Genomic DNA, 20,706 nt, shown 5'->3' on the forward strand with positions numbered 1-20,706 from the left:
GACGGGCCGGGTACAGTGGTGATGATTTCATACGGTTTTCAGGAGGTTGGCATGGAGCGCAAGCAGTCCGTGATCGTCATCGGCGGAGGGCCCGCCGGCTTGACAGCGGCATGGGAACTGGTCAAGGACGGCGGCGACGAGCGCTATGACGTCACTGTGCTGGAGGCCACTGATGCCTTTGGCGGCATCTCCCGCACAGTTCGGCACAACGGCAATCGCATGGACATTGGTGGACACCGGTTCTTCTCCAAGGACGACCGGATCATGGACTGGTGGAAGGAGGTCCTGCCACTGCAAGGCGCGCCCTCCTATGACGACAAAAAACTTGGCCGCCACCACGACCTGGAGCCCGGCGGCCCCGACCCGGAGAAGACCGACCGGGTCATGCTCAAGCGTCATCGTGTCTCCAGGATTTACTGGAACCACCATTTCTTCGACTATCCCATCTCTTTGACGCTCAACACACTCAGGGCCATGGGCTTCAAGCTGACCATGCAGGCCGGATTCAGCTACCTGAAGTCCGTCGTCCACAAGCTGCCTGAGGACAACCTGGAGAACTTCTACATCAACCGCTTCGGCCGCAAGCTCTACTCCATGTTCTTCGAGGGCTATACCGAAAAGCTCTGGGGACGCCATCCCCGCGAGATCAGCGCCGACTGGGGCGCCCAGAGGGTCAAGGGACTCAGCATCATGGGCGTGCTCAAGAACGCCTTCCAGAAGCTGCTGCCCAAGAAGCGCGACGCTCATCAGGTCGAGACCAGCCTGATCGAGGAGTTCTGGTACCCCAAGCTTGGTCCAGGGCAGCTCTGGGAGACCGTGGAGCGTCGCAATGTGGAGCATGGAGTCCACGTGATCACCGATGCCCGTGTGATCGGACTGACCCAGAGCGATGGCCACATGACCGGTGTGATCTATCGCAATGCTGATGGCAAGGAGGTGACCCTGAAGGCTGACCAGATCATCTCCTCCATGCCCATCAAGGACCTGGTGGAGGCCATTGCCCACGAGGAGCCCTCCACTGACAAGGAGATGGTCAGGGTGGCTCAGGGCCTGCCTTACCGCGACTTCGTGACCGTTGGCCTGTTGGTCCGCCACCTGCGCATCCGCAACACCACCTCCATCAAGACCCTGGGCGACCCGCCCATCGTTCCCGACTGCTGGATCTATGTGCAGGATCCCGGCTACAAGATGGGCCGCATCCAGATTTTCAACAACTGGAGCCCCTACATGGTCAAGAACGTGGACGGCACTGTCTGGATCGGCCTGGAGTACTTCTGCAAGGAGGGTGATGACTTCTGGAACATGAGCGATCAGGAGACGACTGACTTCGCCATCAAGGAGCTGACCCGGATGGGCATCATCAACGGACCTGCCGACGTGCTGGACTCGCACCGGGAGCGGGTGGTCAAGGCCTACCCGGCCTACTTCGATACCTACGCCCAGATGCCCGAGCTGGTCAAATGGCTGGACTCCTTCGGCAACCTCTACTGCGTGGGCCGCAACGGGCAGCATCACTACAACAACCAGGACCACTCCATGGCCACATCCATGGAAGCCGTGGCCAACATCAAATCGGGGCGTACTGACAAGACCAACGTCTGGAACGTCAACACCGAGAAGTCCTATCACGAGGAGAAGTAGACAGACCTCTACCTTCGTTTCCCTTCAAGCCTCCGACTGCAGGGTCGGGGGCTTTGTCATTTACGACAGGGCGATGGCTGGTGGCTTCAAGGGCAGGCCGAGAAGCTGCGAGAAGAAGGACACGCTCTCGCGGACACGTTGGCGGACCACCTCTCTGATTTGCGGGTTTCCGGCGGCTCCTCTGCCGTTGCTGACGATGGACGAGAGCCCGTCGGCCATCAGCCAGGCCACAGTGCGGGTGCCGGCTGTTTGGATCAGCTGGGTCTGCGGCAGGTCGCCCCGATCCAGCCAGCGGTCCAGGGCCTTGGACAAAGGGTCGATGATCTGCCTGACGAAGCCCTCCATCACATTGCTGTTGGTGCTCAGGTAGTTGTACCAGTTGGCCTTATCAGCGAAGATGACGTCCATCTTCCAGATGGCCCTTACCAGATGCGGACAGATGTCGTCCAGCGCCTCTTGAACGCTCAGGTCAGGATTCTGCAGAATGTCGACCACATTGTCCACGTAGGAGGCCAGGTAGGTGCGCACGCAGGCATCTATCAGGTCGTCCTTGGATTTGAAGTAGTAATAGAAAACGCTCATTCCTACGCCCTTGCCGTGGTTCATGGCACGGATTACGTCACGCAGGGATGTGTTTGCAGCGCCTTTCCGGTCAAAGACCCGCATGGCGGTGGTTACGAATTCGCTCCGCCGTTGTTCACGCAGAGATGATCGGTCAGTCATATGCCCAGTCTAAAGGTTTACCTGTGATTTCTGGACACGCAGGTCGGTTCTTGCACCGGTCGTGCACTCGTTGTAGGCTTATGGAAGTTCGACAAGCCGAGTCGGCATCGAATTTTCATGAGCGGTACCCCCGCACTATTCTCAAGCTATTTGCCTAGCCTAAGTAGGCATAGCGAAGGAAAGGCATTACAACAGTGGCAACAAGCCAAGATATTCATTCCATGAAGCTGCCCGAACTCAAGGAACTGGCCAGGCAGCTGGGGTTGCGCGGTATTTCCGGCATGCGCAAGCCTGTCCTGATCGAGACGATCGAGGCGGCACGCTCGGGCGGCAAGGCCCCTGAGGGAGTAACCGTTGGTAAGCCCAAGGCTGCGGCCGCCGTGGCCAAGGGGGGCCAGGCCACCGATCAGCAGCAGCCGACGAAGCAGGAGACGGACTCCTCCGCGGAAGGCGGACAGGAGACCACGGATACCAAGGGATCGGAGGAATCCAAGGACGATCGTCCTGTCGGAGACCTCTTCGATGTTTTGGGTATTGACGATCATAAGAGCGGTCATAGCGAGCACCGGACCCGCTTCCCCCATACGGTGGCCGACGAGGAGAACGTGGTCATATCCCGTCGCCGTCACCGCAGCACGGATTCATCCCGAGGCTCTCACTCCAACCGTGGCCGGAACGAGCATGAGCATGATGAGGAGCGCGCAGGCTCCGGCTCCGGTTCTGTGCGCAATTTGGACGACATTCTGGCGGCTCTGCCCTCACGGAATGACCGGCCCCGTCGGCGCAGCTACGAGGATCGCGGCGAGGAAGGGCGTGACTACCGTCATAACGGCTATGACCGCCGAAACCGGGGCGATCGTAATGACCGCAACGATCGCAACGACCGACGCAACCGTAACAACCATCGCAGCAGCGGCCGGGATCGTGACTATGAGCCCAGGGAGAACTTCAAGCCCGAGGACCTGGTCCCCGTGGCAGGCATTGTGGATGTGCTGGACTCCTACGCCTTCGTGCGCACTTCCGGCTACCTGCCCGGCCCCAACGACGTCTACATCTCCATGGGCCAGGTCAAGAAGTACGGCCTGCGCAAGGGTGATGCCGTGCACGGTTCCATCCGTCCCCCCCGCGAGGGCGAGCACCGCAATCAGCGGCAGAAGTTCGTTCCTCTGCAGGCCATCGATACCATCAACGGTATGAGCGTGGAGGACGCTGCAGGACGGCCCCACTTCAACAAGCTGACCCCCCTCTACCCGCAGGAGCGCATGCGGATGGAGACCCAGCCCAAGAACATCACCGGTCGTCTGATCGACATCGTCGCCCCCATCGGCAAGGGTCAGCGCGGTCTGATCGTTTCGCCGCCCAAGGCCGGCAAGACTCTGACCCTGCAGTCCATCGCCAACTCCATCACCGCCAACAACCCTGAGGTGCACCTGATGGTGGTCCTGGTGGACGAGCGGCCCGAGGAGGTCACGGACATGGAGCGCACGGTCCAGGGCGAGGTCATCTCCTCCACCTTCGACCGCCCTGCCAGCGATCACACCACTGTGGCCGAGCTGGCCATCGAACGGGCCAAGCGCCTGGTTGAGCTGGGGCAGGATGTGGTGGTCCTTCTGGATTCCATGACCCGCCTGGCCCGCGCATACAACATCTCGGCTCCCGCCTCCGGACGTATCCTCTCCGGCGGTGTGGACGCGCAAGCCCTCTATCCGCCTAAGCGCTTCTTCGGCGCCGCCCGCAACATCGAGAACGGCGGCTCCCTGACCATCATCTCCTCGGCCCTGGTGGAAACCGGGTCCAAGATGGATGAGGTCATCTTCGAGGAGTTCAAGGGCACCGGCAACATGGAGCTGAGGCTGACCAGGGATCTGGCCGATAAGCGCATGTTCCCCGCCATCGACATCAACGCCTCCGGCACCCGGCGTGAGGAGCTGATCACCGCGCCCGAGGAGCTGGCCGTGGTCTACCGGCTGCGTCGCCTCCTGGGTGGCATGGAGACCGAGCAGGCCTATCAGACCCTGGTGCCCAGGCTGAAGAAGACCGCCACCAACCGGGACTTCCTGGCGGCCATCAACCAGTCCATGCTGGCGCAGAAGTGACTCGGGTCTGACGCCTGACATGTTTATTGGGCCCCATCCGCGATTCAGTTCGTGGATAGGGCCCAATGCATAAGCAGTGGCGAAACAAGACAGCTGTTTAGGGCGATGATCTACTCGAAGCCTGTCAGCCCAGGTTTTTTCATAGTGTCGTCCCTGCCCCTGTCATGCTGCCATTTTGTTCTCCCGCCGATGGAATCTGGCAGCCATGGCGGCTCCCATGCCCAGCAGGCCAGCTATGATCAGCAGAATCACGCCAGTGCTGCCGGTCAGGGGCAGGACGGCCAACTGGTCGTAGGTGTAGGGCAGGGTCTGATCCTTTTGATCCACGCCTACCAGGCTCCATTGAATGACGGTATCCACCTGCCCGGGCCTGTAACGAGGAGTGATTGCCAACCAGGTGCCGTTCTGATACTGCGGGGTTCCCTCTGTAGCCAGTCCGGCGAAGGTGACCGTCTTAACCAGGCTTCTGATCACAACAGCCTGTGGAGTCTTGCTGTTCAGGTCCGGTCCGGATTGGTCGTCGCCCAGTTGGCCGGCATCGTCGGCACCCCATCCGTAGGCCAGGCCGTCGGAGCCTAGGGCCAGTGAGCTCGGGTCGCCCGTGCTGACGGCTGTGAAACTGAAATCTGCAGGCGTGTCCTCGGGCTTGGCCAAGGATGTTGGGTCTGAGCCTTCTGCGGCATTGCTCCAGGTCAGGATCTGTCCATCGGAGCCCAGGGCGGAGGCTGCTCCGGTGCCGGCGCTGATCTGCGTGATGGCAAACCCCGTCGGCAGTCCGTCGGGAAGGGTCAATAGGGCAGGGGTTTTCTTGTTCTCGCCCTTGACCTGTCCCCAAGCCCAAATGCGTCCTTGGGAATCCAGGGCCAGAGCCTGGTGGTCTCCGGCGCTGATGGCGCTCATCTCGCCCGTCAGTCCTTGAACGGCAGACGGTGTGGGGTTGGCGCCGTCGGCATTGACCGGCAGGCTGGGATCGCCCAGCTGGCCGGAATCATTGGTGCCCCAGGCGTAGACTTGTCCATCCACGGTCATGGCCAGTGAATACCGGCTTCCGGCGCTGATTGCCGTTATGGTCGTCGGGATTCCGGTCACCATGGCAGGGCTGGTTCGCCCGTCTGGCGAGACGGTATCGCCACCGGCGTTATCCAGGCCCAGCTGCCCGTACTGGTTGGCACCCCAGGACCAGACTCGTCCCTGGGAATCCAGAGCCAAGGCATGTCCGCCGCCTGCACTGATGGACCGGATCTTGGCCGGCAGGCCGGGTACAAGGTGGGGCCGGCTTTGGGCATTCAGGGTGGAGTCGCCCAGCTGGCCGACATCGTTGTTGCCCCAGGCATAGACCTTTCCATCGGATCCTAGAGCGAGGCCATAGTCGCGGCCCGCGCTGACCTGGGTGAAGACGAAGCTGGCTTCCGCTTTCTCGGGCATGTCCACTCGGACCGGCATGGTGCTGGTGCCGCCCTTGGCGATGTTCGCGTTGCCCAGCTGGCTGCTGTTGTTCTTGCCCCAGGCGTAGGCCTTCCCGTCGGATCCCAGGGCCAGGGACCAGTGGGAACCGGCACTGACCTGGCTGAAGCGAATGCCCCGCAGGGCTGGCGGCGTCAGGGTGACCTTCGTTCCGCCCATCTCGGTTCCATGGTCTGGTGTCATGGTCCAGTTCTGACTCTCAGGGCTCCAGTGGGCCTTGAGCGTCATGGAACTGGTGACTGGCTTGGAGAAGTCGTAGGCGGTCTTGCCTAGGAACCAGCCATCGAAGCGATAGCCGGCCTTGGTCGGGTCAGCACTTGGGCGGATTGCCCGCTCTCCCGCTTCCAGACTCTGGCTGGGAGGCGCTGGTGAATCGCTCTCCGACTGGAAGGTTACGGTCACCCCGCGCGCCAGGTAGCGGAAGGGCAGGTGGACCAGGGTCTGTTCTTGATCGTTCAAGGTCCATGTCAGGGCCACATCCACTAGCCCTGGGGCGTGCGGCGGGGTGGTGGCCGTCCAGGTCCCGTTCTTTTGCGCCTGCATTCCGGTGGTGATATCCGTAGTGTCGAATTGGAGTCCAGTCAGTTTTGCCGGCCAGGGGAAGGCGACCGCGGAGGGTCGGCTATGGCCGGCATCACCGCTAGTGCCTTGACCCAGCTGGCCCTCGTCGTCACGTCCCCAGCTGTAGGTCAGGCCGTCGTCGCAGATAGCCAGGTTAAAATCCTCGCCAGCGTCGATACTGATCCAGTGTCGGCCGGCAAGGTTCGGATCCTCCAAGCGTTCCGGAGTGGTCTGGGGGCTGTCTGCTGCGGAGGTTTTGCCGTCGCCCATCTGTCCGTAGCTATTGTCGCCCCAGGTCCAGATATTGCCATTGGAATCCAGAGCTATGGCATGGTTGGAACCGTAATGGCAGCCACCAGCGATGGCGGTGATTCTGGTCCCCTGGGGGAAGCTGACCTGGACGGGGTCTTTGAACACCTCGGTCTTGCTTGCGCTTGACCCGTTGCCGATCTGGCCGTTTTCGTTCATCCCCCAGGTCCAGACCCTTCCCTGGTCATCCAGGGCCAGAGTGTTTTCGAAGCCGTCTGCGATGGCCACCACATGGACCTTGTCAAGGCCGTGGATCTTGATCGGCGTATAGTTTCCTACGACCGCGCCGGCGGATGGATCCAACTGGTGGTAAAGGTTGCTTCCCCATGACCATACCGTGCCAGCGTCATCCAGAGCTGTTGAGTAGTTCATTCCTGCCTGCACAGCTATGATTTTGTGGTTCTTATCGAATCCCTGGATGAGGCTGGGCGTGGAGTCGCATATGCCGTCGCACTTATGGCGGCCGGTTTCTCCTTCACTGCAGGTTCCCCAGCCATAGACGTTGCCATCCGATCCTATGGCCAGGGTGTGATTGTGACTGCCGGTGACGGCCTTGTAGGTGAATCCGGCCGGCGCTCCTTCAGGCAGCATCACCTTGACCGGGTATTCCGAATAGTTATGCATGCCGCTGTCAGCCACATTAGGGTTGCCCAAGGTCTTCAGATAGTTGTATCCCCAGGACCAGAGGGTGCCATGGTTGTCCAGGGCCATGCTGAAGAACCGACCAGCGTTGACGCTGACGAACCGAAAATCCTTGTCATTGCGGACTTCTTCGGGCCGGGGCACCCTTATGGGCGTTGACTTGTTGACAACAGTGCCATCGCCCAGCTGAGCACCAGCATTATAGCCCCAGGCATAGACGTTGCCATCCGATCCCAAAGCCAGTGAGAACCGGATGCCTGCACTGACCTGGCTGAAACGGACACCGGAGGGCGGGGGCGGGGTAAGGGTCACTCCGGTGCCTCCTGATTCTGGTCCCTCTTGCGGCTGCATGGTCCAGGTCTGGTCGGCCCGGGCCCACTTGGCTTTCAGGGTCAGGTCTGTGTGCACAGGAGCGGAGAAGTCGTAAGCGACCTTGCCTGCGAACCAACCTTCGAGAACGAATCCTCGGCGGGTGGGTTCAGGACTGGGGCGCGCAACCTGGGCGCCATCGGCCACAGTCGAAGTTGTCGGAGCCACGGACTGCATGTTGTAGTCGAAAGTGACCGTGTGGCTGGTGGCATTCGATGGGGAAGAGGCGGTTGAGGTCGGCTCCGGGGAACCTGCGGTGCCGGGCGAAGGCGAGGACGGCGAGGTGGGCGATGTGCTGGCAGCAGGCGCTGATTGTCCTGTTGCCGTCGCACGAGAGCCATTGGCCAGGGTGGGAATGCCGGATGGCGATGATGACGGACCGGGGGAAACCGAAGGAATCTGTCCGGGGGTATTGGCTCCAGTACCAATTGCCCCAGTTCCCTGAGTTGCGACTGCGGTCCCATTGGATTCCGGCGCTGCCTGGCCAAACTGCAGGCCGAGCATGCTGCAGGCGACCAGGACGCAGCATAGACTGACGAGCACTGTGACGCGACGACTACGTACCATCTTCATGTGAAGGCATCCTCCCCCATGCGTCCGGCACTTGTATAGGCAGGTGTAGGCGAACGAGACTCTCCCCAAGAGTCAATAATTCCATCCACTACAATAACACCAGTGCCAAAGTGGAGAGGGGCCCGGCATAGTCGCCTGGAGCGTTTGATTAGACTGGTATTTCATGAGCTCTGAGAAGACGGAAACAGTGATTGATGACCAGGCGCGGAGTGGGGGTCCCCAGGCCCAGGCCGCCCGCCAGGTTGAGGAACTGCGTGCCGATGTGGACACCATCGATGCCGCCGTTGTCGCCATGCTTGCCGAACGGTTCCGGGTGACCCACCGAATTGGGTTGCTCAAGGCGCAGGCAGGATTCGCTTCGGCGGATATGCACCGGGAGAGCACACAGATAGCTGCCTTGCGAGATAAGGCTGATGATTACGGGCTGGATCCTGATCTGGCCGAGGCCTACCTGCATCTGGTGGCCGACACCGCCAAGCGCGACCACGAACGGCTGGCCGGCCAGACCAACTTACGCTGAGGAAATCCGTCGTAGTTTCATGGCCGACGTCCCGTGTCAACTCCTATGCCGTCGGCCATGAAATTTCAGCGCGTGCTTGCTGGAGCCTGATGGGCTGTTTCCAGGTAATGTTGCCTCGCTGCCAGGACTGTCACCGTCACGAAAAGTCCTACAAGCAGTATGACGAGCAGACCCTGGCTGCCGGTCAGGGGCAGAATATCCCTGTAGGTAAAGGGCAGGTTCTCGGTATGAGGATTGCCCTGGCCCACATTCCAAGTGATGTTGACTGTTGTTTGGCCTGCCTTGAAGGCTGGGGTATAGAAGGTCCAGGTATTCCATGATCCCCATGTGTCGGCTGTGCTGCTCCGGGTCAGTTCAAGAACTGATGCAGTATGCGGATCCGTGCCGACTGTGGCCGAGCTGATGGTCAATTGCGGCGGGCAGACCAAGGTGGCCGCCTTGACTGAGTCGCTGTCCAAATTGGTGCCGAGCTGCTTGCCGCCATTGTCACCCCAACCGTAGGCCATGCCGTCGGAGTCGATGGCCAGGACTTGGCGCTCGCCTGCACTTATCTGTATGGTGCTACCGTCCTTGCTCACCAAAATGGGGGATGTGCTGATGGATCCTGAGATGGAGACATTGCCCAGGGCGTTTTGACCGTTGTTTCCCCAGGTGTAGATTCGCCCTTTGTCGTCGATTCCTGCGCAGAACCATCCTCCGGCGCTGATCTCGGTGGGTTTGAATCCATCGCTGCCTCCGTCGGGATCGGCCACCGGGGTTGGTATTGCGGCATCATTGGTGTCTCCGGTACCCAGTCGCCCATCGGTATTCGCACCCCAAGCATAGGCTTTGCCGTCTCTGCCAATGGCCAGGGAGTGCGAGCCTCCTGCGCTGACCTGAGTGGCGAAGAATCCCATTGACCCGTCCTCATATTGCACGGGTGACGATACCGACACAGGAGTGGCCTGTGAGGATTTGGCATTGTTGCCCAGTCTACCGCTGTCGCCGTATCCCCAGGCGTAGGTTTGCCCGCTTATGCCGATAATCAGAGAGTGCTGATATCCCGCACTGACCTGTCTAGCCTGGAATCCAGGACTGGTGGCGCTTGCGTTGACAGCTACAGGGGCAGGGGCGTTCCCGCTCGTGTTGCCGTCGCCCACCTGTCCGCCGTTGCTCCTGTCTCCCCAGGCGTAGACCTGATGATCCTTGCCGATGGCCAGGGAATGATAGCCTCCTGCACTTACCTGGGTGTAGGCAAAGTCAGTACCTGCGTCGGATGGCTTCTTCACTTGGACGGGCGTCGTGTTGGTGCCGCCTGCGGTGCCCTTGCCGAGCTGCCCCCTGCCGTTGTCTCCCCAGGCGTAAGCATTGCCGTCACTGCCGAGGGCCAACGAGAATCCATATCCAGCACTTACCTGGGTGTAGGCGAAGTCGGTACCTGCGTCGGATGGTTTCTTCACTTGGACGGGCGTCTTGCTGCTGTCCTTGCTGCCGTTACCGAGCTGTCCCGTGCTGTTGTTTCCCCAGGCGTAGGCATTGCCGTCGCTGCCGACAGCCAAGGAATGGTTTTTGCCTGTGCTGACCTGGGCGAAGCGGATGCCGCGCTGCGAGGGCGGAGTGATGGTGACCTGGTATCCGCCAGTGGACGGACTGACGGTTGGGTCGACGGTCATTTGAGTCGAAAGCGTCCAGTGCGCGACCAGGGTCAACGGGTCCGTTACCGGCTTGCCGAAGTCGTAGGCAACATTTGAACTGCCGTCAGCCGCTTTGACGAACCACCCGTCGAACAGGAAGCCCGTCTTGGCCACGGTCTGTCGGGGTACCAATTCGCCTTCCTCGATGTCTTTGCTTGTCCATGCAGCTCCAGTACCTCCCTCAGGGTCAAGCGTTATGCGTTTCTTGGTCCGATCGAAGGTGTAGTCGAACTGCTGTGTCTGCCTTGAGTCTCCGGTATCGTCGGCAATAGTCCATGTGATGGTGAAGCTGGAGGGGCCGTACGGGTACGCGGGCGTGACAAAGGTCCAATCCTGGTTTGCATCCCAGGTGTCTTTGCCTGTCTGGGTCAGGTTTGTGGCCGGCTTGGTGCTGCTGGCCATGGTGCCGAAGATGACCTTAATAAGGGTGATCTGCGGCGGCTGTGTGGTGCCGGGCACTGAGGATGCCCCGTTTCGTCCAAGCTGGTTGTAGTAGCTGTATCCCCAGGTGTAGAGCAATCCGTCAGACCCGATGGCCGTCTGGTGATGGCTGGAGGTGGACACTGCGGAAGCCTTTATTGACTGAGCCAGGGTGATGGCTTTCGGATTGGTCTGCCATGCCGTATTATCGTTCACGCCGTTGCCCAGCTGGCCGTAGCCCTCCTTGCCCCAGGTATAGATCCTTCCGCTGTCGTCTATGGCTTCCGATCCATCGTCGCCTGCGCTGATGGCGGTGATGTTGACGTCATCGGCTCCGAAGCTGATCGCGGTGGATCCTCTCGTACTGACATTTGTATCTGTAGTGGAGCCGATGGCGGTGCCGGAACCCCATCCATAGAGGCCATGATCCGTATCCAGCGCCAGCACGTGCTGGTAGCCCGCGCTGATGGCGATATAGAACCGGGTATCAGGCTGTCCGGTGTCCAGGTCTTGGACACGTGTCGGTGTCGGACTGTCATTAGGGGCGCCGTTGCCAAGCTGCCCCTTGTCGTTCTGGCCCCAAGTCCAGACATGGCCTTGACTGTCCAGGGCCGTGCCCGAGGTAAATCCTGCGCTGATGGCGGTGATGCCGGACAGCGCCGTGACCTTGGTAGGGGTGGAATGGCTGTCATAGTTGCCGATGCCGAGCTGGCCGAACTGGTTGTTGCCCCAGGTGTAGACCGTGCCGTCCGAGGCCAGGGCCATGGCGTATGACCGTCCTGCGCTGATGGCGGTGATTTTGGCATCGCCTGTCTGTGCTTTTACCGGTTCGTTGGAATTATCGGTAGTGCCGTTGCCGAGCTGTCCCTTGCCGTTGCTGCCCCAGGTGTAGACCGTGCCGTCGGAGGCCAGGGCCATGGAGTAAGTGTCGCCGGCGCTGACGGCTATGAAGATCTTTCCTTTTATGGCATCATTTTCGGCTATTCGCACCGGAGTTGTTGCCGTGCCTGAGTCTTTGCCGTTTCCCAGTCCGCCGCTGGCCTGATTCCCCCAGGCGTATACGTGTCCGTCAGAACCCACAGCCAGGGTGTGATAGCGCCCGGCGCTGGCCTGGGCAAATCTCACTGCTCTGGGCTTGGGGGGAGTCAGGGTGATTTTGGAGCCCCCGGTGTCGTCGCCATGGAGGGCATCCGAGGTCTTCCATTTCATGTCTGACGAAGACCAATGCGCTTTCAGATTCAGTGGCCCGGTGACCGGACTGCTGAAGTCGTAGGCCACATTGGAGCTGCCGTCCGCCTCCTTGATGAACCAGCCGTCGAACAGGAAACCTGCCTTGGTGACGGTGGGAGGCGAAGCCTGCTTGCCTGCGGTGACGAACTGGTCCGAGGCTGATGAGCCTCCGTCCGAATCAAAGGTGATCTTCTGGGCAGTGGGTGTGAATGTATAGTTGCCAATGCTTTGCCCCTGTTGTGCAGCACCGCCAATGGACCATTGACCGTCGTTGATCCTGATCTTGGTGGTTCCGTAAGTGTGGTGTGGGGTAGTGACCTTCCATGGGGTATTCGCACTCCAAGCGTCGTCACCTGCTGAAGTTCGGCTGATCAGACTACCGCTGTCGGTCTTGGCAACATCAGTCTTGCCAAAGGTCACCTTGGCCAGATCTATCTGGGGTGGGCTGACCGCCGCAGGCTTGGTCTGTGAGCCGCTTTGAGGCCCGCTGCTGCCCTGTCCCAGCTTGCCGCTTTTCGCTTCCCCCCAGCTGTAGGGGAGCCCGTCCGAGCCGATGGCCAGACTGTGCCGGCAGACATCGAATGCGGCGACTGTGACGCCTGTCAGGCTCACCTTGGTCATGATTGATTTAGGATTTGTGGTTCCATCGCCCAGCTGGCCGCTGGAATTGCTGCCGAACATGTACAGGCTGCCCGCAGAGTCGACCACCGCAGAGGAGTAGTCCCCGGCGCTGACTGAAACAGGCGTCGCCGCTTCCGTGGGCCAGCTTAACAGACTGGGGTAGAAGGAGTGAACGCTGTCGGTATTGGCGTCATTGCCCTTGGTCAGGGGATAACCCCAGTAGTACACCTTGCCTGTATTGCTCAGTGCAAGGACGTGCAGGTACCCTGCATCGATGTCGGTGTAGACTGTGCTGTCTGGGTTGCCGGTCGAGTCGCCGTAAATGCGCGATGGAGTGTAGACGTTGGAACCACTGCTGGTGCCGTCCATGGTGCCGATGCTGAGCTGGCCGCCCTGGTTGCGTCCCCAGGCGTAGGCATGTCCTTGGCTGTCCAGCGCCGTTTGAAAATCGTATCCGGCACTGATGGTGGTGAAGGTGACGCCGGATGAAGAGACCGCTGCTGGTGAAGAGTTGACGTTGACGCCCGTGTGCCCGTTGCCGAGCTGGCCGTATTCGTTGTCTCCCCATGTGTAGATCGTCCCGCTGGAGGACAGGGCCATGGCATGCCAGTATCCGGCGCTGATGGCGGTGATGGTGGCATTAAGATTCGCCTTTACCGGTACTGAAGAATTCGTGGTGGACCCGTTGCCGAGTTCGCCGCGACTGTTGTCGCCCCAGGTGTAGACGGTGCCGTCCGAGGCTAGGGCCATGGAGAATGTGGTTCCCGCGCTGACGGATATGAAGGTCTTTCCCTTGATGGCCTCGTTTTCGGTAATCCGCACTGGCGTGTTTTTGTTGGTTGTGGTGCCGTCGCCAAGCTCGCCCTTGCTGTTGTCGCCCCAGGCATAAACGTGGCCATCCGAGCCTACGGCCAGGGTGTGGTCATGACCGGCGCTGACCTGTGCGAATCTGACCCCTCTGGGCTTGGGGGGTGTAAGTGTGATTGCAGAGCCCCCGGTGTCGTCGCCGCTGACGTCGGCCGTCGTCCACTGGGCGTCGTTGACCGATGACCAATGGGCCGTCAGCGACTGCGTGCTGGTGACCGGCTTGCCGAAGTCATAGGCCACGTCGGAGCCCTTCAGGAACCATCCGTCAAACAGGTAACCTGATTTGGCGACGGTGGGAGGTGATGCCAGATGGCCTGAGGTTACTGTCTGGCTCAAGGCCGGTGAGCCGGACGTCAGCGAGCCCCCGTCAGGCTCGAAGGTAAGGGTATATGAGGATGAATCCCTGGTCTGTGGCGACTTGGCTCTCGGTGAGCTGTTCCTGATGGGTTTGTCCGTCTTTTTCTCGTTGAACGGTAGGATGGACTTGAAAGGCGAGGGATTGTTGCTGGCCAGCGGTGATGGTGTGGCGGTCGGAGCAGCGGCCCCGGCCTCTGCCTCGCCGCCCGTCCTGAGCAATGGACTCACGCTGCTGTACGGGCTGGGAGAGGGCGTTTCCGTGGTAGGCGAAGGTGCCGTATCGCCTGTGGTTGCGTATGCTCCTGTTGATGCGCCGATCAGTGCCAACCCAACCATGGCTGTCAGTGTCATCAGTCTGCGGATGCCATGAGCATTCCCCATTCGATTCTTCCTCCCCAAGCGTGCCGATTCCCCAGGTCGTAGCCCCAAAATCTGCGTCGGTGCACACTAAAATAAAGTCCCTCTATAACTTCTACTGTAGCATTGCAATCTTCGAGCAGTTCATAGTGTCGTGATCAGGCCCTTGCAGGACAAATTCGTTGCAAGAGGCATGCCGTTGATTGTGGAAGCCGCACTTTTTGTATGAGCGACGGTGGTTCGATTGGCATTGCGGATTGCCGTTGTCACCAGTGACGCCGACAAAAAACCGGGGTGGTGCCTATGGCTGAACCGCCCCGGTTGCATTGGGAATTGTGAAGCCTACTTGCGAGGCTTCTTGGCGGGGGGCTCGCCCAGCTGGCTGGTGGTCACACGGATGCCCGCCTCATCCTCGCCGGCTCCCGTCGCCTCGGACTGAGCGGTCTCCTCGACCAGATCCAAATCTCCGGTGACCCTGCCCGCTTCGGCTATGTCGTCCAGGGCGGCCTTGACGGCTTCCAGGCCCTCCGGCGCCACGCTCAAGGAGGCTGAGAGGATGGGGGTCTTCATGGAGACCTTGGCCTCGGACTTGATCCGCCGCAGGGAGGCCAAGGCCGTACCTGCCCAGGCCAAAAGAGCCGGATCCTGGCCCTGGGCAGCTGCCCGGTAGGATTCCGGACGTGGCCAGGAGGCGCGGTGGACCGATCCGTCCCCCTGGTGCATCCACTGCCAGGCCTCTTCGGTGGCGAAGGGCAGGAAGGGTGCCAGGAGACGATCCAGAGCATCCAGGACCAGCCCCAGGGTTGTGCGGGCGCTCAGCACCTGGGCCTCGTCAGGGGTCCTGCCGGTGGCATCCGCGGTCCCATAGGCCCGGTTCTTGGCCAGCTCAATGTAGTTGTCGCAGAAGTCCCAGAAGAAGGATTCGGTCACCTCCAGGGCCTTGGAGTGCTCATAGGCTTCGAGGGCCTTGGTGGCTTGGTCGATCACCTGGGCAAGGCCGGCCAGAACCGCGCGATCCAACGGGACCGTGACGTCAGCGGGGTTCCAGGTGGCCTCCGCTGACCGGGTGACCTTATGGTTCTCATCCTCCCGACCGATGGCCAGGGCGAACTTGACGGCGTTGAGGAGCTTGACGGCCAGGCGGCGGCCGATCTTCATCTGCCCCTCATCGTAGGTGGCATCCAGGCCCAGCCGGGCGCAGGATGCCCAGTAGCGCACGGCATCGGCGCCATACTTCTTGATGGGTTCGTCCGGCACCACCACATTGCCCTTGGACTTGCTCATCTTCTTGTGGTCCGGATCCAGGATCCACCCCGACAGGGTGGTGTCGCTCCAGGGCAGGCAGCCGTTCTCCAGGTGGGCGCGGTCCATGGAGCTGAAGAGCCAGGTGCGGATGATGTCCTGGCCCTGGGGGCGCAGGTCCATGGGGAAGGTGGCCTTGAAGAGGGCCTGATCCTGTTCGCCCGGCTCGGCCCAGTGGGTCACGATCTGGGGGGTCAGGGAGCTGGTGGCCCAGGTGTCCATGATGTCCTTCTCGGCCGTGAAGCCGCCAGGCTGGTCGCGCTGGGATTCCTCGAAGCCCTCGGGCACATCAGTGCTGGGATCGATGGGGAGCCTGTCCTCGGCCGGGGTGATGGGATGGGCGTAGTCGGTCTCGCCGTTCTCCTTGACCGGATACCAGAGGGGGAAGGGGACTCCGAAGAAGCGCTGCCGGGAGATCAGCCAGTCGCCGTTCAGGCCCTCGACCCAGTTGTTGTAGCGCACCCGCATGAAGTCCGGGTGGAAGTTGAGCTCCTTGCCGCGCTCCAGCAGCTCCTGGTTCAGTTTCTGGTCGGTGCCGCCGTTGCGCAGGTACCACTGGCGGGAGGTGACGATCTCCAGGGGCTTGTCGCCCTTCTCGTAGAAGTTGGTCATGCGCTTGGTGGGCTTGGGCTCGCCGTCCAGGTCGCCGGACTCGCGCAGGGCATCCACGATGATCTTGCGGGCTGAGAAGGTGGTCTTGCCCTCGGTCTGCTCGAAAATGCGCCGTCCGCCCTCATCGGTGATCCAGTCCGGCACGTCCATGACGATTCGTCCATTGCGCTGGATGATGGACCTGGTTGGCAGATTCAGATCCCGCCACCACTGCACGTCGGTCACGTCGCCGAAGGTGCAGCACATGGCGATGCCGGCGCCCTTGTCCATCTCGGCGGCGGGATGGGCCAGGATGGGCACCTCCACCTTGAACAGGGGGGAGTAGACCTTCTGCCCGAAATACTTCTGGTAGCGCTTGTCATCCGGGTGGGCGATCAGGGCTCCACAGGCCGCCAGCAGCTCAGGCCTGGTGGTCTCGATGTATATCGGCGTGCCGTCCGCAAACCGGAAGGCCACCCTGTGGTAGAAGCCGTCGTACTCGCGCGACTCCAGCTCGGCCTGGGCCACGGCGGTCTGGAAGGTCACGTCCCAGAGCCCGGGGGCCTCCTTCTGGTAGGCCTCGCCCCTGGCCAGGTTCCGCAGGAAAGCCTTCTGTGCTACACGGCGGGGATGCTCGCCGATGGTGTGGTAGGTCTGCGACCAGTCCACCGACAGGCCCAGCGACCGCCAGAGCTGCTCGAAGAGCTTCTCGTCCTCGGCGGTCAGTTCCTCGCACAGTTCGATGAAGTTCTGACGGGAGACGGGCACCTGGTCCTTGGCGCTGATCTTCTTGCCCTTAGTCCCATGGAAGGGGGGTTTGAAGTCCGGATCGTACTTGAGCGAGGTGTCCACGCGGACACCGTAATAGTTCTGGACCCGCCGCTCGGTGGGCAGGCCGTTGTCGTCCCAGCCCATGGGGTAGAAGACGTCGTAGCCCTGCATCCGCTTGAACCGGGCGATCACGTCGGTATGGGTGTACGAGAAGACGTGTCCGACGTGCAAATGCCCCGAAACCGTGGGCGGCGGGGTGTCGATGGAGTAGACACCGGAGCGCTCGCGGGTGTTGCGGAAGCGGTAGACGCCGGACTCATCCCAGTCGCGGCACCACTTTTCCTCCAGGCCATCCACGCCCACCCTGTCGGGCAGGGGGGTCAGATGGGCATTGACGATTCCTTGGTGTTCAGCAGACATACCAGCATTTTATGGACGAACAGTGACAAGGGGTGCCGGCCTTTTCACCCTTGGATGCGCAGGTTCCACAGGGGCAGGTAGCGGTCCAACAGAGAGCTGGGCATGCCCTTCAGGCGGGGGGCGGTGAGGACCAGGGGCGTGCGCTGATACAGCCAGTCGCTGGGGGAGAGGTCGCTGACCTGTCGGGCAAAGGCCTTCAGTCGTTCGGCATAGGTGTTCTGGTCGGTGCAGTCCGTCACCTGCTTCCAGGAATTCTGAACATCGACATTGTCGAAGAGCATGGTTGAGTCGGGGTCGGCGAAGCGGTCGATTTCATCATTGTCCATGACCATCAGGGCCATGTCGTAGTCGCGGCGGTTGAGCACCTGGTCGCGGAAGGTGGGCTGATCCACCATGGAGACCTGGGTGGGGATGCCTGCTGCCTTGAGCTGTGTGCGCATCAGCTCGCCCACCTGGCTGCCGAATTCGCGGGGATAGACCAGACGCAGACCGTTCTTAAAGAAGGAGGGGCGGTAGTAGGAGGACCGATGAATCGCCTGGGCCCGGTCGAAGGGGAAGGCCTGCAGATCAGGATCGTAGCCGGGGCTCAGCTGGTTGAGTGGTCCGCCCAGCGCCTTGGCTCCGCCTCCCTCCAGTTTGGCAATGGCTTCTCGATCCAGGGCGTAGCGGACGGCCTCGCGCATATGCTGGTCGGACAGCGGGCTGGTTGCTATGTTGTTGAAGGCCAGGACCACATTGTCTGTGCTGGGCGTGGCGGTCGGCGCCTTGTGGGCCTGTGCGGCGGTGGCAGGGTCCAAGTCCACTACGGCGTCCAGGCGTCCCTGGTCCAGATCCTTGACGGTCTCTTGCGGACTGCCGGTATAGGTGAAGATCACCTTGCCGATGGCGGGCTTGTCCGGGCCTCGGTAGGATTTGTTGGCAGTCAGGGTCAGGCTTGTGCCAGGTTGCCAGTCATCCACCTGGTAGGGGCCTGAACCGGCTGATCGAGTGGAATAGTTGACCCGGGCCTGGCGGTCGTAGACTATGCCCGCCCGACCGCTCAGGGCGGTCAGCAGTCTGGCGTTCGGGCTCTTCAGGCCGATCACCAGTGTGGCATCATCGGGGTTGGTGACCCTGGCCAGTCCGTCCAGATCCCGATGGCCCTGGTACTGATGGTCGATGATCTGGTGCAGGGACCAGAGGGCATCCTCCGAGGTCAGGCGGCGGCCGTCGGCGAAGCGGGCGTCATTGCGCAGATGAAAGGTATAGAGCAGGCCGTTTGCGGAGACCTCCCAGTTCTGGGCCAGGCCGGGCGTCGGCCGACCTTTGGCGTCGGGCCTGGTCAGGGTCTGGTAGACGTTGCCCATCAGGGCCTGGTCGGTGGCGCGTCCTGGTTCGGTGCGGATGTCCAGGGAGACGGGGGCCTGGCGGGCCCGGATGCGCACGATTCGGCCTGAACCCTCCTGGGCCCAGGGCACCCGCCAGCCCCCTTGGCCCGTAACCAGCGGCCAGGCCATGTAGGTGCCCGCGGTCAGGACCGCCAGTACCAGGAAAAAGATGATTCCGGATCTGATTTGTTTGTGTCTGCCGCGTGCCATGGTTTTGATTCTACCGAGAGGCTGGTCCGGCCAGGAGTTCGGCGCTGGGACATGTTTCAGCCAAGGGGCAGTGGAGGCAGTCGGGCTTGCGGGCGTGGCAGGTGGCCCGGCCGTGCAGAATCAGCCTGTGCGACAGATTGGTCCAGTCCTCGGGCGGGAAGCAGTCGCAGATCTCATGCTCGATCTTCACCGGATCGGGGTGGGCGCTGCGCCAGTCGGTCCGCCAGCGCAGACGGCCGGTGACCCGGGTGACGTGGGTGTCCACCGGGAATCCGGGGATGTTGAAGGCATTGCCCAGGACCACGTTGGCGGTCTTGCGCCCCACGCCGGGCAGGCTGGTCAGTTCCTCCATGGTCTGGGGGACCTTGCCCCCGTAGTCCTCGGTCAGCATCAGGGACAGCCCCAGGAGGTGTCGGGCCTTGGCATGGTAGAAGCCCACCGGGTGGATGATGGACTCCAGTTCGGCAGGCTGCGCTTGGGCCATTGATTCGGGGTCGGGGTAGCGCTCGAAGAGTTCGGGGGTCACCGAGTTGACCCGCTTATCAGTGGTCTGGGCGCTCAGGACCGTGGCCACCAGCAGTTCGAAGGGGTTGCGGAAGTGCAGGGCGCAGACCGCCTCGGGAAAGACCTGGCAGAGGATGCGGTACTCCTCGTGCATGCGGGCCAGGCGTCGGGCCTTGCTTTCCCTGCCCTGGGGGCGCTTTCGGTTTGATGATGCATCAGTCACTATGATCGGTTTTCTTCTTGTTGGAATCCTGGGGTTGTTCTGACTGGCTGTCCTGTTGCTCGTGTTGCTCGGCTGGGTCTGGATTGGTCCCGGCCTCCGGCTCCGGTTTGGGCACTGAGGTCGTCCTTGTCGAGGAGGGCGGGTCGAACCGGTAGCCCACGTTGCGGACCGTGCCGATCAGGTGCTCGTACTCGCTGCCCAGCTTGGCCCTGAGCCGCCGCACGTGCACATCCACCGTTCTCGTGCCGCCGTAATAGTCATAGCCCCAGACCTCTTGGAGGAGCTGCGCCCTGGTGAAGACCCTGCCGGGATGCTGAACCAGGTATTTGAGCAGCTCGAACTCCTTGTAGGCCAGGTTGATGGGACGGCCGTGGATTCGGGCCGTGTAGCTCTCGGTGTCCACAACCAGATCGCCCGAGCGGACCTGACCGGTGGGGACTTGGTCTTCCACCTCTTCCGGCTGGACATCAGGCTTGCGTGTCGGTGTCACACGCTGGCAGACCAGACGCAGCCGGGCTTCGACCTCGGCAGGTGATGCGGACTGAATGATGACGTCGGCCACGCCCCAGCCGGCATTGACCACGGTGAAGCCGCCCTCGCTCAGAATCAGGATGATAGGCGTGGACAGACCCGAGGCCCGGGTCAGGCTGCAGAGGGTCTTGGCTTCGGCCAGGTCGTCGCTGGCATCGATCAGCAGCACGGTGTCCTCGGGCATTCTTACCAGGGAGGCGGCATCCAGGGGCAGGACGCGCACTCGATGGGAGAGCAGGGCCAAGGCTGGCAGAACCGATGCCGGGTCCTCGGCGCAGGTCATCAAGGTCAGATCCGTCACGGGGGTACCTTCTTCCCTGTCCGTTCGTCCATAGCGGGGGTGGATTCGTTGAACAGTCGTCAT

The 20,706-nt window shown here is 61.5% G+C and carries 10 protein-coding genes; 3 read left to right on the forward strand and 7 right to left on the reverse strand.

All coding sequences use genetic code 11. The features are described from left to right. Positions 1-51 precede the first annotated feature (51 nt). On the forward strand, positions 52-1,641 hold the full coding sequence (locus AACP62_RS00950; RefSeq protein ID WP_045935821.1) for an NAD(P)/FAD-dependent oxidoreductase: 1,590 nt from the start codon (positions 52-54) through the stop codon (positions 1,639-1,641). Positions 1,642-1,701: 60 nt separating this feature from the next. On the opposite strand, the gene AACP62_RS00955 is transcribed toward AACP62_RS00950, so the two are convergent. Beyond that, positions 1,702-2,364 carry a TetR/AcrR family transcriptional regulator gene (locus AACP62_RS00955; protein ID WP_339345752.1) on the reverse strand — a complete coding sequence of 221 codons (663 nt, stop codon included), beginning with the start codon at positions 2,362-2,364 and terminating at the stop codon, positions 1,702-1,704. A 221-nt stretch (positions 2,365-2,585) separates the two neighbouring features. Here AACP62_RS00955 and rho point away from each other — a divergent pair, with 221 nt between their 5' ends. Continuing rightward, positions 2,586-4,460 carry a transcription termination factor Rho gene (gene rho, locus AACP62_RS00960; RefSeq protein ID WP_425332894.1) on the forward strand — a complete coding sequence of 625 codons (1,875 nt, stop codon included), beginning with the start codon at positions 2,586-2,588 and terminating at the stop codon, positions 4,458-4,460. Positions 4,461-4,622: 162 nt separating this feature from the next. Here rho and AACP62_RS00965 read toward each other — a convergent pair whose 3' ends face one another. Beyond that, the gene (locus AACP62_RS00965) at positions 4,623-8,378 is read right to left on the reverse strand and encodes an RCC1 domain-containing protein (protein ID WP_339345754.1); all 3,756 of its coding nucleotides are present in this window, start codon (positions 8,376-8,378) and stop codon (positions 4,623-4,625) included. 163 nt (positions 8,379-8,541) lie between these two features. Between AACP62_RS00965 and AACP62_RS00970 the strand changes: the two genes are divergently transcribed. Continuing rightward, positions 8,542-8,898 (forward strand): chorismate mutase, encoded by a 357-nt coding sequence (locus AACP62_RS00970; protein WP_198183092.1) that lies wholly within the window; start codon positions 8,542-8,544, stop codon positions 8,896-8,898. A 65-nt stretch (positions 8,899-8,963) separates the two neighbouring features. Here AACP62_RS00970 and AACP62_RS00975 read toward each other — a convergent pair whose 3' ends face one another. The 5 genes from AACP62_RS00975 to AACP62_RS00995 form a co-directional block, all read right to left on the reverse strand. Continuing rightward, positions 8,964-14,447, reverse strand: coding sequence for an RCC1 domain-containing protein (locus tag AACP62_RS00975; RefSeq protein WP_339345756.1), 5,484 nt, complete (start codon positions 14,445-14,447; stop codon positions 8,964-8,966). 318 nt (positions 14,448-14,765) lie between these two features. After that, positions 14,766-17,507 carry a valine--tRNA ligase gene (gene valS / locus AACP62_RS00980; RefSeq protein WP_339345757.1) on the reverse strand — a complete coding sequence of 914 codons (2,742 nt, stop codon included), beginning with the start codon at positions 17,505-17,507 and terminating at the stop codon, positions 14,766-14,768. A 44-nt stretch (positions 17,508-17,551) separates the two neighbouring features. Further along, entirely contained in the window at positions 17,552-19,084 is a 1,533-nt protein-coding gene (locus AACP62_RS00985) for an ABC transporter substrate-binding protein (protein WP_339345758.1), read from the reverse strand. A gap of 10 nt (positions 19,085-19,094) precedes the next feature. After that, a complete protein-coding gene (gene nth / locus AACP62_RS00990; RefSeq protein WP_339346499.1) occupies positions 19,095-19,742 on the reverse strand; it encodes an endonuclease III in 648 nt (215 codons plus the stop codon). Positions 19,743-19,803: 61 nt separating this feature from the next. Then, positions 19,804-20,643, reverse strand: coding sequence for a winged helix-turn-helix transcriptional regulator (locus tag AACP62_RS00995; protein WP_339345759.1), 840 nt, complete (start codon positions 20,641-20,643; stop codon positions 19,804-19,806). Positions 20,644-20,706: the final 63 nt, after the last annotated feature.

The organism is Bifidobacterium apis (assembly GCF_036986835.1).
Lineage (GTDB): Bacteria > Actinomycetota > Actinomycetes > Actinomycetales > Bifidobacteriaceae > Bombiscardovia > Bombiscardovia apis_A.